The sequence below is a fragment of the Cohnella cholangitidis genome (assembly GCF_014107495.1).
Lineage (GTDB): Bacteria > Bacillota > Bacilli > Paenibacillales > Paenibacillaceae > Cohnella > Cohnella cholangitidis.
Genome location: NZ_CP041969.1, coordinates 1,355,402 through 1,374,797, shown reverse-complemented (window position 1 = coordinate 1,374,797; position 19,396 = coordinate 1,355,402). Strand labels below are relative to the sequence as shown.

Annotated in this window: 18 protein-coding genes and 1 pseudogene; 14 read left to right on the top strand and 5 right to left on the bottom strand. The window is 51.7% G+C overall.

From position 1 onward, the window contains the following. Nucleotides 1-77 precede the first annotated feature (77 nt). The 7 genes from FPL14_RS06795 (at nt 78) to yunB (ending at nt 9,053) form a co-directional block, all read left to right on the top strand. Nucleotides 78-1,868: a cache domain-containing sensor histidine kinase gene (locus FPL14_RS06795; protein WP_182302300.1), complete on the top strand. Its 1,791-nt coding sequence runs from the start codon at nt 78-80 to the stop codon at nt 1,866-1,868. Continuing rightward, nucleotides 1,840-3,432 carry a response regulator gene (locus FPL14_RS06790; RefSeq protein WP_182302299.1) on the top strand — a complete coding sequence of 531 codons (1,593 nt, stop codon included), beginning with the start codon at nt 1,840-1,842 and terminating at the stop codon, nt 3,430-3,432. The genes FPL14_RS06795 and FPL14_RS06790 overlap by 29 nt, the downstream gene beginning before the upstream one ends. 220 nt (nt 3,433-3,652) lie before the next feature. Beyond that, entirely contained in the window at nt 3,653-5,002 is a 1,350-nt protein-coding gene (locus FPL14_RS06785; protein WP_182302298.1) for an ABC transporter substrate-binding protein, read from the top strand. A gap of 100 nt (nt 5,003-5,102) precedes the next feature. Continuing rightward, nucleotides 5,103-6,008, top strand: a complete 906-nt coding sequence (locus FPL14_RS06780; RefSeq protein ID WP_182302297.1) for a carbohydrate ABC transporter permease — start codon at nt 5,103-5,105, stop codon at nt 6,006-6,008. Beyond that, entirely contained in the window at nt 6,008-6,838 is an 831-nt protein-coding gene (locus FPL14_RS06775) for a carbohydrate ABC transporter permease (protein ID WP_182302296.1), read from the top strand. Before FPL14_RS06780 ends, FPL14_RS06775 begins: the two co-directional genes overlap by 1 nt. A gap of 12 nt (nt 6,839-6,850) precedes the next feature. Further along, nucleotides 6,851-7,990 carry a glycoside hydrolase family 88 protein gene (locus FPL14_RS06770; protein ID WP_182302295.1) on the top strand — a complete coding sequence of 380 codons (1,140 nt, stop codon included), beginning with the start codon at nt 6,851-6,853 and terminating at the stop codon, nt 7,988-7,990. A 112-nt stretch (nt 7,991-8,102) separates the two neighbouring features. Then, a complete protein-coding gene (yunB, locus tag FPL14_RS06765; protein WP_182302294.1) occupies nt 8,103-9,053 on the top strand; it encodes a sporulation protein YunB in 951 nt (316 codons plus the stop codon). A 397-nt stretch (nt 9,054-9,450) separates the two neighbouring features. Here the strand turns inward: yunB and FPL14_RS06760 are convergent, their stop codons facing one another. Continuing rightward, nucleotides 9,451-9,717, bottom strand: coding sequence for a hypothetical protein (locus FPL14_RS06760; RefSeq protein ID WP_182302293.1), 267 nt, complete (start codon nt 9,715-9,717; stop codon nt 9,451-9,453). A 147-nt stretch (nt 9,718-9,864) separates the two neighbouring features. Between FPL14_RS06760 and kduI the strand changes: the two genes are divergently transcribed. The 3 genes from kduI to kduD are packed head-to-tail and all read left to right on the top strand — an operon-like array spanning nt 9,865 to nt 12,239. Continuing rightward, a complete protein-coding gene (kduI, locus tag FPL14_RS06755; RefSeq protein WP_182302292.1) occupies nt 9,865-10,695 on the top strand; it encodes a 5-dehydro-4-deoxy-D-glucuronate isomerase in 831 nt (276 codons plus the stop codon). Nucleotides 10,696-10,726: 31 nt separating this feature from the next. Further along, on the top strand, nt 10,727-11,497 hold the full coding sequence (locus tag FPL14_RS06750) for a DeoR/GlpR family DNA-binding transcription regulator (protein WP_182302291.1): 771 nt from the start codon (nt 10,727-10,729) through the stop codon (nt 11,495-11,497). Then, nucleotides 11,469-12,239, top strand: a complete 771-nt coding sequence (gene kduD, locus FPL14_RS06745; RefSeq protein WP_182302290.1) for a 2-dehydro-3-deoxy-D-gluconate 5-dehydrogenase KduD — start codon at nt 11,469-11,471, stop codon at nt 12,237-12,239. Before FPL14_RS06750 ends, kduD begins: the two co-directional genes overlap by 29 nt. Before the next feature lie 19 nt (nt 12,240-12,258). Here kduD and FPL14_RS06740 read toward each other — a convergent pair whose 3' ends face one another. Continuing rightward, the gene (locus FPL14_RS06740) at nt 12,259-13,284 is read right to left on the bottom strand and encodes a M23 family metallopeptidase (protein WP_182303882.1); all 1,026 of its coding nucleotides are present in this window, start codon (nt 13,282-13,284) and stop codon (nt 12,259-12,261) included. An 89-nt stretch (nt 13,285-13,373) separates the two neighbouring features. Between FPL14_RS06740 and lipA the strand changes: the two are divergent. Beyond that, nucleotides 13,374-14,327: pseudogene (gene lipA, locus FPL14_RS06735) on the top strand (lipoyl synthase); the annotation flags it as partial. Further along, nucleotides 14,324-15,265 carry a YutD-like domain-containing protein gene (locus FPL14_RS06730; RefSeq protein WP_182302288.1) on the top strand — a complete coding sequence of 314 codons (942 nt, stop codon included), beginning with the start codon at nt 14,324-14,326 and terminating at the stop codon, nt 15,263-15,265. The pseudogene lipA and the gene FPL14_RS06730, both read left to right, overlap by 4 nt. A gap of 65 nt (nt 15,266-15,330) precedes the next feature. Here the strand turns inward: FPL14_RS06730 and FPL14_RS06725 are convergent, their stop codons facing one another. After that, on the bottom strand, nt 15,331-16,122 hold the full coding sequence (locus FPL14_RS06725; RefSeq protein ID WP_182302287.1) for an NAD kinase: 792 nt from the start codon (nt 16,120-16,122) through the stop codon (nt 15,331-15,333). 92 nt (nt 16,123-16,214) lie between these two features. Further along, entirely contained in the window at nt 16,215-17,522 is a 1,308-nt protein-coding gene (locus tag FPL14_RS06720; RefSeq protein WP_182302286.1) for a nucleoside recognition domain-containing protein, read from the bottom strand. Nucleotides 17,523-18,000: 478 nt separating this feature from the next. Between FPL14_RS06720 and FPL14_RS06715 the strand changes: the two genes are divergently transcribed. After that, a complete protein-coding gene (locus FPL14_RS06715) occupies nt 18,001-18,396 on the top strand; it encodes a globin domain-containing protein (RefSeq protein WP_229263810.1) in 396 nt (131 codons plus the stop codon). A 12-nt stretch (nt 18,397-18,408) separates the two neighbouring features. Next, nucleotides 18,409-19,110 carry a DUF2225 domain-containing protein gene (locus tag FPL14_RS06710; protein ID WP_182302284.1) on the top strand — a complete coding sequence of 234 codons (702 nt, stop codon included), beginning with the start codon at nt 18,409-18,411 and terminating at the stop codon, nt 19,108-19,110. Between the two features lie 17 nt (nt 19,111-19,127). Here FPL14_RS06710 and FPL14_RS06705 read toward each other — a convergent pair whose 3' ends face one another. Then, a complete protein-coding gene (locus FPL14_RS06705) occupies nt 19,128-19,364 on the bottom strand; it encodes a hypothetical protein (RefSeq protein WP_182302283.1) in 237 nt (78 codons plus the stop codon). Nucleotides 19,365-19,396 lie beyond the last annotated feature (32 nt).

The following is a 19,396-nucleotide window of genomic DNA, read 5'->3' as shown; positions in this document are numbered from 1 at the left end:
TATAGTTAAGAAGAAGCCTCCACGAGCAAGAAGGCTTCTTCTTTCGTTCAAAGAGCATCGAATTGGAGGTCATGCGAATGAGCGGCTGGCAACGTGTCTGGAGAAGCGTCTTCGCGAAATTTTCCGCCGCGTTCATCGTTGTGGGGCTGATCCCCTTGTTTGCGCTAAGTCTCTTCTCGCTTCGGACTTTCACGGATCACGTAGAGCGAAATACGAATAACAATTTGGAGCAGATGGTCCTCTTCATGGGGTACAACCTCGACAATCTATTTTCGGATTACGACAAAGTTTCCAAGTTGATGTACTACGGAAGCACCAATCTGGAAACCCAAGGCGCTTCCTCCAACCGAACCATTAGCGTGAACGTGGAAGAACGGATCAATGAAATGTCGATCAACGATTTTCTAACGACGGTTCTTTACAGCGATACGTTTATTCGCAACGCTTATTTCGTGAGAAGCATGGATAACAAGCTGTACTCTCAAACGAAGGATAACAAGTCGTTCCTCCCCGAGGCGCTTCCGCTTGCGGATTGGACGATCCCGCTGAAGGAACAGCCCAAACAATTAGCCGTTTTCCCGGTTCACGAGGAGACGTATTATAAAAATTCCAAAATCCGCGTGATGACGGTAGGAAGGAATTTGATCGATACTTCAGGCCTTATTACGGCAACTCCGAAAATCGTAGGCACCTTGTATTTCGACGTGGACGTTGCCGTGTTCGAGAATCTGTTCCGGGAATTGCGACTCGGCGATAAAGACGAATTATTCGTACTCGATGCGGACAATTCGGTCTATTACTCGAACAAGGAGATCAAAAAGGATAAAGTATTTTTGCCGGAAACGTCCGACCGTAAATCGCTCGTCCTAAGCGAAGAGGTTCCTTTCTTAAAAGGGCAGGTTGTCGTTCGGGTGTCCAAAGGCGATCTATACGAGCAATTGACTTCGATAAGATCAACCGTATATATGGCCATCGTAATTTGCGCTTTGGCGCTCGTCGTGATGGGGATTTGGTTCTCGCGCCGATTGTCCTCGCCGATCATGAGCGTCATTAAACAGATGATCAGAGTCGAGTCGGGCAATCTGGAATCGGGACTCGTCGTTAAGACTCAAGATGAGATCGGACGATTGGCCCACGGGTTTAATCGGATGGTGGAACGATTAAAGAGCTTTATTAATGATGCTTACGTGGCCGAAATCAAGCAGAAGCAGGCCGAGCTGAACGCTCTGAAGAGCCAGATCAGACCGCATTATCTCTATAACACCTTAGAGGTTATACGGATGAATGCCGTTCATAACGACGATAATGAAGTTGCCGACATGATTCTTTCTTTGTCGAACCAACTGAAATACGTCATCGACTACGGCGAGGAATGGGTCACGATTCGTCGGGAGCTGGAGCACCTTAAAGATTATTTTTATATTATTAAAGTCCGTTTCGAGAGCCGGATCGAGCTGCGCTGCGATGTGGCCGATCACGTCGATTTGGACTGGTCCATGCTGAAGCTGAGCTTGCAGCCCATCGTCGAAAATGCCATTCAACACGGGATACGTCCGAAGGGCGGCAAAGGAACCGTGTGGGTGACGATCGAGACCGTCGAGGATATGTTGGGAATAACGGTGTACGACGACGGTGTCGGCATTGATTCGGATACGTTGGAACGACTCCATGCCATGCTTCAAGACCCGAAGGCGCCTTCCAAGAACGTGGGGATGAAGAACGTGCATGAACGGATCAGGGCAGTGTGCGGCGAGCCCTACGGGCTGAACGTCAGCAGTCGGGAGCATGTCGGAACCTCGGTGCGCTTGCTGATCCCGATCCGGAAAGGAGAAGAAGAACATGACGATTCGGGTCATTCTGGCGGATGACGAGCCGCTTATTATCAAAGGGCTTCGCAAGCTCATTCATTGGGAAGCCCTGGGGATGGAAATCGTTGCGCATGCGTATGACGGCCAAGAATTGTTAGAGGTCATCGGCTCGCATTCGCCCGATATCGTCATTAGCGATATTAGCATGCCTTTCTTATCCGGCATCGATATTATCAAGGAAATCAATAGCCGGAATCTGGCGGTCAAAGTTATTTTCATTAGCGCTTACCAGGAGTTTTCTTATGCAAGGGACGCGGTCGCTTACGGAGCCGTCGATTATTTGGTCAAGCCTGTCGTCAAGCAGCAGCTGGAGGACGTCTTGCGTAAAGCGGCTTCCTTGATTAAGGAAGAGAGCGAGAAATCGAGAAGCAAAATCGATCTGCAACGCTTCGAGAAAGCTAAGCAAACCGAGGAAACGAAGGATCGTTTCATTAGGCTAATAGACGGATCTTTGCCGACAAGCACCGATGCGTATAGGCAATTGATTGCCCAGCTTCAAGGTCCGTTATTTACGATCGGCCTCGTTGAGCTGGACCGTATTGTGGCGGAATCGGACAGATGGTCCGGGCAACAGCAAAAGTTGATTGCCTTTGCCGTCGAGAATATTCTGAACGAAATCGTTGCGGGCACGGGCAGGGGACGGGTATTCATGAAAAATCATTTGCACGTTGTCCTCTTCGAACATGGGACGCCCGACGAACCCATGCAGATCGCTCATGAAGCGAAACAGAAGATCGGTTCGTTCCTTAAGCTTAACGTATCCGTTGGACTGAGCAAACCGGTCGCGACCGGAGCGGAACTAGCCCAAGCATTCGCGCAAGCCGAACGGGCACTGCAATCGAAGTACTTCATCGGATTAAACCGGGTGATCGTCTCCGAATCGCATACTCCGAAAGCTTCGATCGAAAGCGAGCTTTACGCCCTGCAGCTGGAGATCATTCGCGGATTGACGAACCAGGCGTGGGATGAAGTGAAGTCGGGACTTGCTCCGCTGCTGCGGGCCATTCGATCGGCGACGATCGGCAATGCCTCTTTAGCGGTATCGACTTGCTTTTCCTCGATTCTGTTTATCGTCCAGGAAATCAAGAAATCAGGCGTGCAATTGCCTGACTGGGGCTTTGACCTTCACGGCTTGCAGCGCTTGCTGGAAGAATATGAAACTTTCGACGAAATGGAGAGAGGGGTATACCATATCGTCGAGGAGCTTTATCAACGGATCGACGATAAGGGCGGCAACAAGGAGAAGCTGGTTCTGACCAAGATCAAGCAGTATATCGAGGAGCATTACAGCGAAGAAATTTCTTTGGAATCGGTATCGGCTATCGCCTTTATGAATCCTTACTACTTCAGCAGCTTCTTCAAGAAGCACACCCGGCAAAATTTCAAGCAATACGTGACGGAGATTCGGATGAAGCAAGCCGTATCCTTGCTTAACCAAACCGATCTGATGGTGTATGAAATCGCGGAAAAAGTAGGCTACAACAACGCGAGGCACTTCAGCGACATGTTCAAGAAGCATTACGGCAAGTTGCCGATGGAGTACAAACAGGCTCTTAGAAAATAGCCAAAAGACCGGGAAACCGGTCTTTTGCGTTCCGGTGCCGTATTCTCGGGCCCGGATCGACACACCTTAAATTACTATCATACGGGGCTTAAAAAACTTCATTCATCGGAATTGGCATCGATGATAAAGTTAGAACCAAGGAAATGCGAAACCGATGATGATGCGCACGTCATTCGGCAATTCCGATAGGCTCGAACATACAAAGGGAGGTTCATCTTACATGGCTAAGAAATCGGTGTTTCAACTGCTTTCTATAATGCTCGTACTATCTCTCGTTTTGTCCGCTTGCGGCGGAAACAATAACAACGCATCTCCTTCCGCATCGGGTTCTCAACCGGCGGGAACCGAAAGCGCTTCCCCTTCCGATGCGAACAAAGAAGTCAAGCTGACGATCGGATATGCCACGGGAGATCCTGCGGGCAAGAAAGCGATCAGCGATACGATCGCGGCATTCACCGCGGCGAACCCGAACATTAAAATCGTCGACACGAGCGAGGGGACGTCATCTTCTTATCTTGATTGGTTGAAAACGAAAGACGCGGTAGGCGAGTTCCCGGATATCGTCGAGATGAGAGATACGAAAGTTTTCGCCGATGCGGGTAAAATCGCCGAACTTCCGGCGGGTTTGACGGAGCTCTTCAGCACTCTTCCGGAAGTCGACGGCAAAAAATACAACGCTCCGATTACGCTTAACGCTCCTCAAGGGATCATATACAGCAAGAAAGCTTATGCGGATGCCGGAGTCGCGGAACTTCCTAAAACGTACGACGAGTTCCTGGCGATTCAGGAAAAATTGAAAGCCTCCGGCGTTACCCCGATCGTCGTTGGCGGCAAAGATATTTTCCATATGGGTTTCTGGCTTAATAAGTTCCTAATCGATCAAGTGTATGCGGCCGATCCGGATTGGAACTCCAAACGCACGGCGAAAACCGTCAGCTTCACGGATGCCAACGTCGTTGCCGCGATGACGGATTACAAAGAGCTGTTCACGAAATACGTGGACAAGGGCTGGCTCAGCACGGCGGACAACCAAACCGCATCCATTCTGGTTTCCGGCAAAGCGGCGCAGCTCTTCTCCGGACCTTGGATGTTCACGCAAATCAAAGAAGCGGATCCTAGCTTCGAATTCGGCTACTATGCATTGCCGGATCGTCAAGGTAAAGTAAGCGTCATCGGTTTGCCGTCCCCTGCCGGATGGTCGCTGTCCACTGATGCAGCCAAAGATGCGGATAAGGTAGAAGCCTTTAACGCGTTCATTCGTTTCTTCTTTGCTCCAGAGCAATATTCCAAATTTCTTGAGGTGTCCAACGGCATTCCTTCGACCAAGGAGCCGGTCAGCTACAAGGCTACGGAACAAATGCAAACGGTGCTCGACATCATGGCCGATCCAGGCATCACCAAATCCCTTGCCATCAATAACTGGTGGGGCGAGAACCAAATTCCTCCGCAATTCCGCAATTGGTACTATAAGCTAATGCAAGATTTGGTAGTTAAAAACGGCGACGTGGCCGAGTTCATGAAAAAAGCGGACGAAGAATACGACGTTGAAGTCAAGGCAAACCAACAGTAATCCATAAGGCATCACGCCGGCACCGCGGAACAAAAGGAGCGACCTCCGCCGAATGGCGGAGGTTGTCCTTTTATACAGCCTCTATCGAGGGAGTGAGAGCATGACAACGGCATTAGCGCCCAAGAAGAAAAAGAAAAAGTGGGTATCCTACTCGGTTTTATTCATTCTGCCCTCGTTGCTTATTTATACTTTTTTCGTAATCGCTCCGACGATCAGCAGCCTTTATTTAAGCTTTACCTCGTGGGATGGCGTCAGCTCCGAAGTCCGATATATCGGAATGGCGAATTTCGAGGAAATTTGGAACAGCGAACGGGTTCACAACGCATTGAAAAATACGATCCTTCTTACGATCGCATTGGTGATATTGGAAAACATCCTGGCATTGGCTTTGGCCATGCTCGTCGATCAAGTACGCTGGTTCAAAAATTTATTCCGCAGCATTTTCTATTTCCCGGTATTGTTAAGCGGGCTTGTCATGGGGTTCGTATGGACGATCATTTTGAATTATAACTTCGGCGTTCTGAATCGGTTATTGGAGTTAGTAGGCCTGGATTCTCTGAAGACAGACTGGCTCGGCAATCCGGATTACGCTCTCGTGTCCATTATCCTGTCCACCGTATGGAAGTCCGCGGGATATTACATGATCATTTATTTGGCTGCTTTGCAGGGCGTTCCTCCCGAATTAAACGAAGCGGCAAGCATTGACGGCGCGAATAAATGGCAACAATTCCGTCATATCACCTTCCCGTTGCTGGCGGGCGCGGTAACCGTGTGCATGATGCTTTCCATGATTGGATCGCTTAAAATATTCGACCAAATAGCCGTCATGACCGATGGCGGTCCAGGCTTCGCTACGGAAACGTTGACCTATATCGTCTACAAAGTCGGTTTCGGGGAATTAAGGCAAGGGTTCGGCACGGCGATGGCTCTCGTTCTCTTCTTGCTGATTCTGATCGTTTCGATCATCCAGATTAAAGTGCTTCGCAGAAGAGAGGTGCAGCTATAATGCAGAAGCGGAAAAAATGGAATGACGTCCTTATATTCGCTGTTACGCTGTTGCTCGCCGTGATTTTCTTTTTTCCTATTTTCTTCAATCTGATGTCCGCCTTCAAAAGCAACGGAGAGATTTTGAGAGACGCGATTGCTTTCCCTAAAGGGCTGTACGTGGAATCGTTCAAGCATCTGTTGTTCAAGACGGACTTTCCCGCGGCCATCGGCAATAGCTTTATTCTAACGGCCGGATCGATCCTCTTCATGATTCTGCTCATTCCCATGGCGGCATACGCCATCGAAAGAACGAATAAGAAGTGGACCTATATGATTTTCGTGTATTACCTGGCAGGGATGATGATTCCGTTCCAAGCTTACATGATTCCGTTATTCAAGGAACTGAAGATGTTCGGGATGTACGGCAGCTTATCGGGTCCGATATTGATTTACATTGCGGGTTCGGTCGGTTTCGGAGTGCTGCTGTACACCAGTTTCCTGAAAGGAATCCCCCGCGAGATCGAAGAATCGGCGGAAATCGACGGTTGCACGAAAGTCGGAATTTTCTGGCGAATCGTGTTTCCGCTGCTTGGACCGTGTACGGCTTCCATGGTCGTTCTGCAAGGACTCGGCATCTGGAACGACTTTCTGATGCCGATGCTTGTACTTCCGTCAGGCAAACCGAAGACGATGGTCGTCGAAATTTTCTATTATATCGGCGAGTTCTCCTCTCGTTGGGATATGATTTTCGCCGGAACCGCGATGTCGGTCGTGCCGATTCTAATCGTGTTCCTGCTGCTGCAAAAGTATTTCGTGAAAGGCGTCGCCGCCGGAGCGATTAAGGGATAAGGGGATATGAAAATGACATATTCGTTAAACGATGAAAACAAAGCGTGGTTGGACGAGGTTTGGAACAAGCTGCAAGCGAAGATGTCCGCCGAAGTCGATCGGGTAGGAGACCGGATTCCTTACATTCCGGTAGACGGAAAGTATCGGGAAGACAAGGGCGAAACCGATATTTACTGGTGGACGAACGGGTTCTGGCCGGGCATGCTCTGGCAGATGTATCATGCGACCCGGGAAGAGAAATATAAAACAGCCGCCGAAGGCGTAGAATTGCGTCTGGATGAGGCTTTCGACGGGTATGAGGGGCTGCATCACGACGTGGGTTTCATGTGGCTTCATAGCGCGGTTGCCAATTACAGGCTGACTGGCAACGAGAAATCTAGAACGCGCGGCATGCATGCCGCGAATCTGCTGGCCGGAAGATATAATCCGAGAGGCAAGTTTATTCGCGCATGGAATGACGATTGCACCGGCTGGACGATCGTGGATTGCATGATGAACATCCCGCTGCTCTATTGGGCCAGCGAGCAGACCCGGGATCCGAGATTCGCTTATATCGCGAAGGACCATGCGGACACGACTTTGGTTCAAACCGTACGCCCGGACGGTTCTTGCAATCACATCGTGATTATGAATCCGGAAAACGGCGATTTCGTGGAAGCTCCTGGCGGACAAGGCTACGAATCGGGTTCATCATGGTCGCGAGGCCAGTCTTGGGCATTGTACGGATATGCGCTAAGTTATGCGCATACGAAAGAAGATCGGTACTTGGCCGCGGCGAAACAGATCGCCCATTATTTCATTGCTAACGTGGCGATGACCGATTTCGTGCCGTTGGTCGATTTCCGCGCGCCTGCGGAACCTGTCCTCTGGGATACGACGGCCGGCGTTTGCGCCGCTTGCGGCTTGTTGGAAATCGCCGATGCAGTGGGGGAATTGGAAAAGCCTCTTTACTTGAACGCGGCGATCAACATTTTGCGGGCGACGGATCGTCGATTCAATAATTGGAATATCGATGAAGATTCGATCGTAGCGAACGGAACGGGCTCTTATCATGGAAGAAACGGAGATTTTGCGGTACCTATCATTTACGGCGATTATTTCTTTATCGAAGCAGTGCTTAGATTAAGAGGACAGCATTTTCTAATTTGGTAGTTTGCGATTATTGGGAAGTGGTTGATCTTTTTCTTCCTGGCCGCGCATAAGCTTGAACCATGGAATCCCGAGGACGACCCCGCCGGGGGCTTAGAGCTGGGAGGGATAAGCGATGCGCAGGAAATGGGGCAGGGGACTCGATTTGTCGTTTTTGCGAAACGGTTCGCTTCCGAAGCTGCTTCCCCGCAAATGGGGGAGGGGGGGCGTTTTCTTTCGCAACGGTTCGCCATCGCGACAGACTCCGCGCAAGTGGGGGACGCGCAGGCGATTCACCGTTCCGGGAAGCGGCCCGAGCTCCGGTTCCGGTTATACGCCGGCGAAGCGGTGGACGCCCAGACGGCCTAGACGCAAGATGAGGCGCAAACATTTTTGGCTGATCATGGCTTTGGCGATCGCGTTCCTGATTATCCAAGGGACGATCTTCCTGGATCGGGAGCTGCGGCAGCCGCTCATGTTCCTGGCCAAAATCCGAGTTCACCAATTGGCGACGGAAGCGATTAACGCGGCGATTAAGGAAGAAATCGCGCAAACGGCCGATTCGGATAAGCTGATCCGCTGGAAGTCCGGCGAGGGAGGAAAAATTACCGGATTCGAGATCGACTACAAGCAGCAGATGGCGATTACGGCCAAGACGATCGACGTCGTTAACCGCGTGCTTAAGGAGAGCGAGGAGGTTCCGGAGCATATTCCGGTCGGGCACGCTTTGAATAGTCCGTTCATCTCCTCGATCGGGCCAAGCGTGGCCGTAAAATTTCATCCCGCCAGCGTCGTTAAGGTAGACGTCGAGACGGAATCCAGCGAAGCGGGCATCAATATGCTGCTCGTGGAAGTATTCGTGCGAATCCGTACGGAAATTTCCGTCGTAATCCCGTTCGATAAGGAACCGGAAACGCTGGAAACGAAAATCCCTCTTTCTTACGCGTTAGTGGTCGGGGACGTCCCGACGTATTATTACGACTATAACGGAAACCCCGTCGGCAACGGCGCGGCGCAAGCTCCGTCGATAGCTCTTCCTACGCCGAATAATGCGCCCGAGAAGCCGGCCTCTCAAGCTGACCACTGAAGGGGAATTCCATTCGATGAGGTTTTACCGGCGCACATATCAATGCTTCTGCCGGTTTGCGAAGATCGAACAAGACTGCCGACTATACGGCGGTCTTGTTTGTCTTCTGCAATACCGAACCGACCGCTCCCAAATAGGGCCCATTATCGTTCCTTTAAGTTAATGGCGCGGAAATCCGATGACGTCACTTGATACCGAACGATTCGGTTGCTTTCCTTTCCTTGGCGAGAGAAGATAATAATCCTTTTTCTTTAAGAGCGTGCAGGTGCCTTGCGGCCGTTTTTCTATGTATGCCAAGCTTTGAAGCCGTTAACGAAGGCGTAATTGGCGAATCGTTCGCGCAGGCCAGTTCATATATGGCTCTCGGAAGGCGTAAGCCCAATCGGATTCATGCCGCTTAATCTGCCGAATAATTGTTGGAGGATTTGCTGGCAGCGACGCGGTTTATCTTATCGTCGTAAGAAAATCTCATTACGATCCAACCGTCGACCACGAGATGATTTTGCAGAATTAAATGATCGGCGAATTGATAACGGTCCAAATCCCTCCAATGCGTTCCGTAGCTGTCGATCTCGATGCAGATTTTATAGCCTTCCGTAATAAACGCAAAGTCTAAGAAACGCCAACCGTCTTTGAAATCCCTGACCGCGAATTCTGTGTTCAAGTTTGCGAAATGACCGAACGAAGGCCCGGCAAATGAAGGCCAAAAAAGTGCCTTGGCTGGCGAATGGATTTTGTTTTTTTGTTCACAAATGTTCGAAAAGGTGTGTTATAATAAATTCGAACGAAAACGAACTAGGGGGATGTTCCAATGGAAATCAGACATTCGACGAATCCGGCAGATGCCAAGCATTACGACACGGCGAGGCTCCGCCAGCAATATTTAATCGAAAGCCTATTTCAAGCCGATCAAGTGAAAATGGTGTACGCGCATGACGACCGTTTGATCATCGGCGGCGCATTGCCGGTGAAGGAAACGTTAACGATCGAAGCGGCGGACGTGCTCAAAACGGAATATTTTCTGGAGCGCAGAGAAGTCGGCTTTATTAATATCGGCGGAGAAGCCGTCATCGAAGTGGACGGAGAACGGTACACGTTAGGCAAGCTCGATACGTTGTACGTAGGCAAAGGGGCGCGCGATTTGAAGCTGTCCAGCGGCAACTCGTCGGAGCCGGCCAAAATTTATTTCACGTCCGCGCTTGCCCATGCGACTTATTCGACTCGCAAAGTATCCGTGCAAGAGGCGAACACGTTGAACCTCGGTTCCCTTGAATCGTCCAACGAGCGCACGATCCATCAGATCATCCACGAGAACGGCGTTCAGAGCTGCCAGCTCATGCTTGGAGTTACTTTGTTTAAACCGGGCAGCGTATGGAATACGATGCCGGCGCACATTCACGATCGCCGCATGGAAGCGTACTTGTATTTCGACATGAACGCGGACGCGAGAGTGTTCCATTTCATGGGCGAACCGAACGAGACGCGCCATTTGGTCGTCGCTAACGAACAAGCGATCATTTCTCCGGCTTGGTCGATTCATTCCGGAGCCGGCACGAGCAGCTATGCGTTCATCTGGGCGATGGCCGGAGAAAATTATACGTTTAAAGATATGGATGTCGTCCCGATGGATGCGTTAAAGTAAAAGCAACTGACTTCGGGAGGAACCCCTTATCATGCTTGCCATAACGCGCCATCAATCGATATTAGATCTTCTGCAAACGCAAGGAACCGTGCAGGTGTCCGAACTAAGCGAGCTTCTGTCCGTTACGCCCAAGACGATTCGCGAAGATTTGGAGAAGCTTGAGGAAAAAGGACTGCTGAGAAGAATTCACGGAGGAGCGGTTAGCCGGTCCGATCAAGCCGAACCGATGCTTCCTCTGCAGATTCCGAACACGAAACGATCCAAGGAAAAAGAAGCGATCGCCGTACACGCTCTTAAATACATCCGGCAAGACGACGTTATTGCCCTTGACGCGGGGAGCACGACCTTAGAAATCGCCAAACGGCTTCCCAATATCCCGCTTACGGTACTAACGAACGATCTGCTCATTATTCGCGAGCTGATGGCGAAGGAGCAGATTCGTCTGGTCGTGCCGGGGGGATATCGCCATCGGAACGTGTTGATCGGTAACGACGCCCTGGAATGGCTCACCCGGCTTAACGTTCAGAAACTGTTCCTGTCGGCGACGGGCGTTCATGACAAATTCGGCTTGTCCGTGTTTACGGGCGAGCTGCTCGATCTTAAGAAAGCGTACTTGTCCGGAGCGAAGGAAATTTACGGCGTGGCCGACCATACCAAATTCGACCGCGCGGCGCTCCAGACTTTCGCTGCCTTGCAAGATTTGCATGTTCTTATTACGGATGACGGGCTAGATGACGAGACGCTCCGTCGTTACGAAGGAGGTTCGGTGAAAATTGAAAGAGCAACAACGGAATTTGTTTGATCTCTCTGGCAAAACCGCCATCGTTACCGGAGCGGGACGCGGATTAGGACAAGCGATCGCTGTCGGGCTTGCCGAGGCCGGCGCGAATCTCGTGCTCGTCACGAATCGCACCTCGGCGGAAGAGACGAAAGCCAAAGTCGAAGCATACGGCAGCAAAGCCCGCATCGTACAAGTCGACGTGGCCGACCGCAGCAAGCTTCCCGCCATTCTGGACGCGGCGATCGAAACGTTCGGAGGTCTCGATATACTCGTCAACAATGCCGGCATAATCCGTCGTACTCCTGCCGTTGAGCACGCTTATTCCGATTGGCAGGAAGTGCTGGACGTCAACTTGAACTCGGTATTCGTTCTTTGCCAGCTGGCTGGCGAACTGATGATCGAGCAAGGTCGCGGCAAAATCATCAACATCGCGTCCATGCTTTCTTTTCAAGGAGGCATTAACGTTTCGGGCTATACGGCGAGCAAGCATGCGGTAGCGGGATTGACGAAAGCGTTAGCGAACGAATGGGCATCCAAAGGCGTTCAGGTAAACGCGATCGCTCCGGGCTACATGGCAACCGACAATACGGAGGCGCTTCGCAACGATCCTAACCGGAGCCGCCAAATTCTCGATCGAATTCCAGCCGGTCGATGGGGAACCGATGAGGATTTGATCGGTCCGGCGGTTTTCCTCGCTTCGGCGGCATCCGACTACATGAACGGACACGTCTTATGCGTAGATGGCGGATGGATGAACCGCTAACGGCGATCGACCGCCGAAGCTATTTGAGAACGCGAATCGCTCTGCGTTCTTCGCGTTCCCATTTGTGCAATAGAGGATAAGGGTCGAACGCCCATTCCACAAGTCCTCTGTCCCGATAGATGCCATAGTGCAGATGGGGCGGAAATTTCCCTTGCGTCCCGGGGCGACCGTATCCGGAGCTGCCCACCCATCCAATCGTTTGACCCGGCCGGACAATGTCTCCGGCCTTTAAATTTTTCTCGAAGCCGGACAGATGGGCGTAATAATGGTACAAATTGTTTAAATCTCTTATCCCGATCCGCCAGCCTCCGTAAGCATTCCACCCTTTTATCTCGATAACCCCGTAACAAGTACTTCGGACCGGAACTCCATGATTGGCGAAGATGTCCGTTCCCTCATGTATTCTTTTTCCGCCCCAGCCGCGGCTGTTCCCCCATGTGCTTCTGAAGGAATAGACGCTTTTTAGAGGCAGGGGAAAAGCATGTTCGGACAAATCCAAACGATCGAATTGCCTGTACAGCTTGGCGAACTGCAAAATCCTCTGTACGGCGCGGGTATTGTGGTAATATTCCCAGAGCCCGATACCGACGTCGTCGTCCGCGCTGCCATGCGCAAGTACTTGCGCGGCTACGGAGTACAGCAGGTCTTCGTCTTTACCGCGATCGGCGATTCCGTCGCCCGAACCGTCTTTGCCGACCCCGTGAAAAAAACGAATCGACTCGGGGTGAGTGTCCTCTTTCTCCGGATTCATGTACCCGCTCCAATTGGTATCCGAGACGAATACTCCCGTTACCGCGTCTTCCCGGAGAGGTCTCGTTTTCGGATGAGCCCGGGAAATCGTACGTTCATATTGATCGATCGCCGCGACCAACTGCCACTCCAAACCGGTTTTGAAGCTAATGGACTCGTAGAGCTTAAGCCGCTGTTTGATTTTGTCCGCCTCGGACGGTTCCGCCTTGTCCGAACCGTGTGCCGCCGGGTCGAATCCGATTGCGACAAGCGCAATAAGGATTGCCCCAAGCGAAATTCGCGAACCGAATCTCATTAAGCCAAGGCATCTCCGCCATAAGGTAAGCAACGTAACTCCTCCCTCGTTGTCGACATGTAGATGTAGGGTTTACAGATCATTGGTTTTTATCCGAATCATGCTATAATAAGAAGGACAGAAAGAGGGGAATTACGATGACGACTAGCGCGAAACCGCGCAAGCCCGATTGGCTGAAGATAAAGCTGACCACGGGCGAGCCATACCAGGAGCTTAAACAAGTGATGCGGAGCAAGACGCTTCATACGGTTTGCGAGGAAGCGCGTTGTCCTAATATATATGAATGCTGGGCTAATCGCACGGCGACGTTTATGATACTGGGCGATCTTTGTACGCGAGCGTGCCGGTTTTGCGCGGTCAAAACGGGATTGCCGACTGAGCTCGATCTGCAAGAGCCGGAAAGAGTGGCGGAAGCCGCCGAGCAAATGGGGTTGAAGCATTGCGTCGTCACTTCCGTTGCCAGGGACGACTTGAAGGACGGAGGAGCTTCGATTTTCGCGGCTACCGTAAAGGCGATTCGCAAGCGGCTTCCTTTTTGCAGCGTAGAAGTTCTTATCCCTGATTTTCTGGGCGATCGCGATTCGTTGCAGATCGTGATGGACGCCAATCCGGATATTCTCAACCACAATATCGAGACGGTAGCCCGCCTATCGGACCGTGTTCGGGCTAAGGCCAAGTATCCTCGTTCGCTTGAGTTAATCAAGCGCGCCAAAGAAATGAAGCCGAACATCCCGACGAAGTCGAGTATTATGCTGGGGGTAGGGGAAACGTACGAGGAGATCCTTCAGGCGATGGATGACCTGAGGGCGGTGGATTGCAATATTTTGACTTTGGGTCAGTATTTGCAGCCTTCGTCATCGCATTTGAACGTCGCTCGTTACGTACATCCGGACGAGTTCGCTGCATTGAAAGAGGAAGGATTGAAACGCGGGTTTTCCCACGTGGAATCAGCTCCTTTCGTACGCAGCTCCTATCACGCGCACGAGCAGGTTAAATCGGCTGAAGCAAGAACGAACAGTGTTCGGGAGGAGAGCCTATCATGATCTTCATGGCAGGAGGCAACGCGTTTTCGCTTGTGCACGAATATAAAAGCGGATGGAATCCGGAAGCTTTTCGCGAGAGATACAGCGAAGTATTGGAACGATTCGATTATATCGTCGGAGATTGGGGCTACAACCAGTTACGTCTTCGGGGGTTTTATCGGGACGGGCATCCTAGAGCGACTAAGGAAAGCGCCATCTCCAGCTTTGTCGATTACATTAACGAATATTGCAATTTCGGCTGCGCTCATTTCGTGCTGTCCAAATTGGACAGCAACGCTCTGCCTCCGGGCGTGGAAATCTCCAAAGAGGAGTCGCCGGAAGCGATCGTAGCCCGGAACGAAACGGGCGAACAGGCCGCCGAGACTGCCGCTGCGCTAAGCGGACCGATTATGCGTTGGCCGCTTAAGGAACGGGCGGGAGGCCCGGTTCGCGTTCCGAATATTACCGTATCGGCCGTTGCGAGAGCGGCCGCGGACGCCGAACGCCGCAATGCGAGCGCTAACGCGAATGCCAATGCCTCCGGCTCGTCCTCGTCATCCCGCGGGGGACCATCCAGGCAAGGGAACGATAGTTCGAACCCGAATAAACAGGGCCGGTCCGCGAACGGCTCCTCTTACGGGGATCGCCGTCCTCAGCAGCAAGGACAAGGCGGTGGACAGGCTTCGAACAAGCCGTCGTACCCGCCAAGAGGACCGCGGACGCAAGGCGGAGAACAGGCTAACCGAGCGGTGAACGACAACCGGACTTCGGAGTCCGGCAACCCGAGCTTCCGTAACGAAGGTTCCCGCGGCGAAGGCTCCCGCAATGAAGGCGCTCGTAACGACAATCGCTGGCAAGGGAAAAACCGTCGCCGCAAGAGCTTCGGCGGCAAGCCGAATAACCGGCCTAACGGAGCGGCTCCTCGCCCGGAAGCCGGTTCGCCCAGATCCGGAGAATAAACAATATGACGTGCAAACGGCCACCCGCAATTATGCGGATGGCCGTTTATTGTTGGACGGAACGGTTATACGGAGCCGATAAAAGCTTCTCTAACGCGATTCCAGAAAGGGAAAGGGCGATGCCTAGCGAAAGTGATTTTGCTGTCCGCCACCTTGCACGTGATGGAGCTTACGCCGGACATTTGCATGACGAGGTGATCGATGCCGATGAACAGCTCCTCTTCCGGGTCCGGCACGATGTCGCAATGATGGTGCTTAGGCAAAATCACCGAAGAGCCTAGCGTCCGGTATACGCGATTGTTGATGGACGCGATTTCCGCGATTTGCAACGCTTCTAGCGAAGGGTGGATGACCGCGCCTCCGAGACTTTTGTTATAACCGGTGCTTCCCGAAGGGGTCGAAATGACGATTCCGTCCCCGCGGAACATCTCGAATGGCTCGTCGTTAATATGAACGGCGGATACCAAAGTGCCGTCGACGCTTTTTAGCGTAAATTCGTTCAGCGCAAGAAATTCCGTTTTTCCGGCAGTGCTGGCAATCTCGACGTGCAACAGCGGATATTGAATTTTACGGGGCTCCGATGACACCATCAAGTCCAATAGTTCGGACAGCTCGTCCTTCTTCCAATCCGCGTAAAACCCGAGATGACCGGTATGTATACCGATAAAAGATACCTGTTCAAGCTGGTTCTTAAATCGATGGAAAGCTTGCAGAAGGGTACCGTCCCCGCCTATCGATACGACGATTTCCGGCGAGTCTTCATTGATCGTGAATCCTTTGGCTTTCGCCAAAGCGTGAAACTCCTCCGAGAGTGCCCGGGATAATCGGTCTCCCCGGTCAAGCAATGCATAGTTCAAAGTTGGCCGCTCCTTCCGACTATATCCCTGTTCGAACCTTCACTTTATGTACGAAGAACATGACTTGATCATAAACAATAACGATAGCGAATTCAATCCTTGCGCGCCTTCATCCGGATTTTGCCTATACCGATCGCGATCGTGCCCGCGATGACGATCGAACCGAGTATCAGCAACAATAAGATAGGGATACCGGATAGAAGCGGGATGAAGGCGCCGTCGAACTTTGCCCCGCTATTCGTCCATAAAGTGCCGGACGACCATGCGAAAAGGGTTGATTCGGAATTCTCCTCCACGTGAAACCATGGCCATATGAGGTAGACGATCAGCATGGCGAGGAGCCCGTGCATCAACCGGGCCCGCGCGAAGGGAAGATAGCGCCAAGCGGTGCGGCTCATCAACCCGGCAACCTGCGCATGCACGGACAATCCTCCCCAAGAGAGGACGAAGGCGGCTACGGCGATGCGATCGACGAGAGGGATTGTTCGGTCAGCCGCAGCGGCTTTCGCCCCGAGGGTGACTTCGAACATTCCGTTCATAAACGCGGGCGATAAGTTCGGAGAGAGTCCGACTCCCTGAAGCAGCATGGATATCGAATCGCGAAACAAGGATAAAAGCCCGCTATTAACCAATAGATCCAAAGTAGCCGAGAAAAAAACGACCAACCCGCCGACGATCATCATGAGGGAGAGGGAGGATTGAAGCGATTGTTGAAGTAAAACGCCGAAAGGCCGGCCATCCGCCATGCGCGCCCTATGCATAGCGGATAGGGCAGCCCTAAATCGATTTCCGGGGTAGGGTTCAACGACTCCCGCTTCCGCTTCGGGCTCGGTCTTATTCCATTGAAAGCGCGAACCTATTCCTAACAGCAAGGCGCTGCTGTAATGGGCGACGGCGAGAACGGGGGCGGCTTGGAGGCTGCCGAAAAAGCCGATGCATACGGCTCCGATAAGGAAAATCGGATCCGAGGTCGTCGTCATCGCGACCAAACGCTCGCCTTGCGACCGCGTGATCAGCTTCTGTTCCATCATGCGCGAGGTAAGCCGAGAGCCGACGGGGTAACCGGATACGAAACCCATGGCGACGATGAATCCCCCAACTCCCGGCAACCTGAACAACGGGCGCATGAAGGGGTCCAGCAACGTGCCCGCCAGATGAACGATTCCGAATCCGAGCAACAATTCGGACAGGACGAAGAAAGGAAACAAAGCGGGAAACAACACTTCCCACCACACGGATACTCCCCTCAATGAGGCGTTCAATGCGGCCTGGGTATCCGTTATGGCTAAACAACCTATTAACAAAGAAGTCCCCCCGATTGCGAACACGCTAATCAGCGTCAATCGGCGGGACGGTTTCTCATCCGTATTCCGCAACCTTTCCAATTTCGTCTCCTCCATTCACTACTTTCCTAATGCCAATATATGTGAGGGCTCGGACAATCTTTCCGCACGACATAAAAAGACAAATGTTTACATGTAACCGCTTGCAAAAAGTTCGTGAAGTTTGCGTGCGACTGTGCTACAATAGAACTAGCAATAAAGAAGAAACAGCGAAAGTCAAATTCATCGAGGTTGGAGTGATGAGAATGGCGGGAATCGTTGCAGGATTAATTGTATGCGCTTTCGTATATGTCATTCGAGAGTCTTTGGTTAGCCCGGAGGAAGAGATGTAAGTTCTTATATCCCCTATCGGCAGGTTGCCGATTTAGATCGCCCGTCACGGGCGATTTTTGTGTTTAAGAGCAAGTCTGCGGTTGTGATTGTGGTATAATAGACATGTTTTGGAGAAGTTTCTGCATAGGGCTTTATGCCCAAACCGAGAAGAAGCCACGGGCACATATCGCTGCCGACGTGTTCTCATCATAGGAGGTACATCTTGTCTAATTACGCCACTCTTTACGATGCGCTTGGAGGCGCCGAAGCGATTCGCGATTTGGTCGCCAGGTTTTATCCCAAAGTACAAGCCCATCCTTTGTTAGCTCCGCTGTTTCCCGAAGACATTCTTCCGGTCATGGAGAAGCAATATTTATTTTTAACCCAGTTTCTAGGCGGACCGTCTCTCTATTCCGACCAATACGGGCATCCGATGATGCGAGCGCGCCATATGCCCTTCGCGATTACGCCCGAAAGAGCGGCGGCATGGCTGGAGTGCATGTCCGCGGCGCTTGCCGAGACGTCCGTTCCGGAGCCGCTTCGGAAGCTGACGATCGAAAGATTGTCGGGTCCGGCTAACCATTTCGTCAATACCGAATCAGATTCTACAGCCGATTAAGGAGGCCGTCACATGGAGCCGCTTTTTCAAATTAAAGTGAAGTGCATCTGCTGCGATGAAAGCTTTCAAACGTCGCGGGTCCGGCCCAGCTTGAAGAAAGCCGTGAAGACGGATACCGATTTTTGCTCGTACTTCAAAACCGTGAACCCCGACTTCTATGTCGTAAGGGTCTGCCCCTTCTGCGGGTTCGCAACGACGGAGCATTTCGCGGAACGAATCAACGACAAGCAAAGATCGGCTTATTATGAGAAGCTGGGCAGTCAATGGAAGTATAAGGATTATGGCATGGAACGGACTGCATCCGTGGCGATGGAGTGTTACAAGCTGAGTTTGATCACGGCTCAAGCGATCGGAGAGAAGGATCGGGTTATCGCCGCGCTGCTGCACCATATTGCTTGGCTTTACCGTTATGAAGGGAAAAAGGAGCAAGAGGACCGATTCATTCAATTCGCGTTGGATGCTTATGTGCGGGTTTACGAGTCGGAGAGGGATTCGATCAGCAACGCCCGCTTAATGTACTTGATCGGGGAGCTTAACAAGCGGTTAGACAATTTCAAGGAAGCGGTGAGATGGTTCGGAAGGGTCATCCAAGACAAAAAAATCGTGGATGCCGCCATGATTCGCGCATCCCGCGAACAGTGGCAGCATATTCGCGAGATTATGACCGGACAAGGTCTCGAGCTGCCGGAGGAAATGCAGCAAAGCGGTACATAAAAGCGCATTAAGGTTTATTATCCGCGAATTTGGCGGTTGGCCAACAAATAGTCCTGATCCGCGTCGATGATCCGGAGGGTGCCGTGGCAACAAGGAAAGACGAGCGTAAGCTTGCGGATTCCTCCGTAGAGCCTCTTAACGTCTTCTGGCTTTAACGGAAGAAGCACGTTAGCGCTGCGGCAGTAAGGGCATTCTTGGGCGAAGACGTCATTCCTGACGATATCGTAGGGCAAACTATTGTTTAAAGGTATCATGGACAAGTCCCCTTTCACGTATATAAACATAC

Bases quoted from the DNA above. Each gene is read 5' to 3' on its own strand.
- FPL14_RS06795 (WP_182302300.1), top strand. From the start codon at position 78: ATGAGCGGCTGGCAACGTGTCTGGAGAAGCGTCTTCGCGAAATTTTCC.
- FPL14_RS06790 (WP_182302299.1), top strand. From the start codon at position 1,840: ATGACGATTCGGGTCATTCTGGCGGATGACGAGCCGCTTATTATCAAA.
- FPL14_RS06785 (WP_182302298.1), top strand. From the start codon at position 3,653: ATGGCTAAGAAATCGGTGTTTCAACTGCTTTCTATAATGCTCGTACTA.
- FPL14_RS06780 (WP_182302297.1), top strand. From the start codon at position 5,103: ATGACAACGGCATTAGCGCCCAAGAAGAAAAAGAAAAAGTGGGTATCC.
- FPL14_RS06775 (WP_182302296.1), top strand. From the start codon at position 6,008: ATGCAGAAGCGGAAAAAATGGAATGACGTCCTTATATTCGCTGTTACG.
- FPL14_RS06770 (WP_182302295.1), top strand. From the start codon at position 6,851: ATGACATATTCGTTAAACGATGAAAACAAAGCGTGGTTGGACGAGGTT.
- yunB (WP_182302294.1), top strand. From the start codon at position 8,103: ATGCGCAGGAAATGGGGCAGGGGACTCGATTTGTCGTTTTTGCGAAAC.
- kduI (WP_182302292.1), top strand. From the start codon at position 9,865: ATGGAAATCAGACATTCGACGAATCCGGCAGATGCCAAGCATTACGAC.
- FPL14_RS06750 (WP_182302291.1), top strand. From the start codon at position 10,727: ATGCTTGCCATAACGCGCCATCAATCGATATTAGATCTTCTGCAAACG.
- FPL14_RS06740 (WP_182303882.1), bottom strand. From the start codon at position 13,284: ATGAGATTCGGTTCGCGAATTTCGCTTGGGGCAATCCTTATTGCGCTT.
- FPL14_RS06730 (WP_182302288.1), top strand. From the start codon at position 14,324: ATGATCTTCATGGCAGGAGGCAACGCGTTTTCGCTTGTGCACGAATAT.
- FPL14_RS06720 (WP_182302286.1), bottom strand. From the start codon at position 17,522: ATGGAGGAGACGAAATTGGAAAGGTTGCGGAATACGGATGAGAAACCG.
- FPL14_RS06710 (WP_182302284.1), top strand. From the start codon at position 18,409: ATGGAGCCGCTTTTTCAAATTAAAGTGAAGTGCATCTGCTGCGATGAA.
- FPL14_RS06705 (WP_182302283.1), bottom strand. From the start codon at position 19,364: ATGATACCTTTAAACAATAGTTTGCCCTACGATATCGTCAGGAATGAC.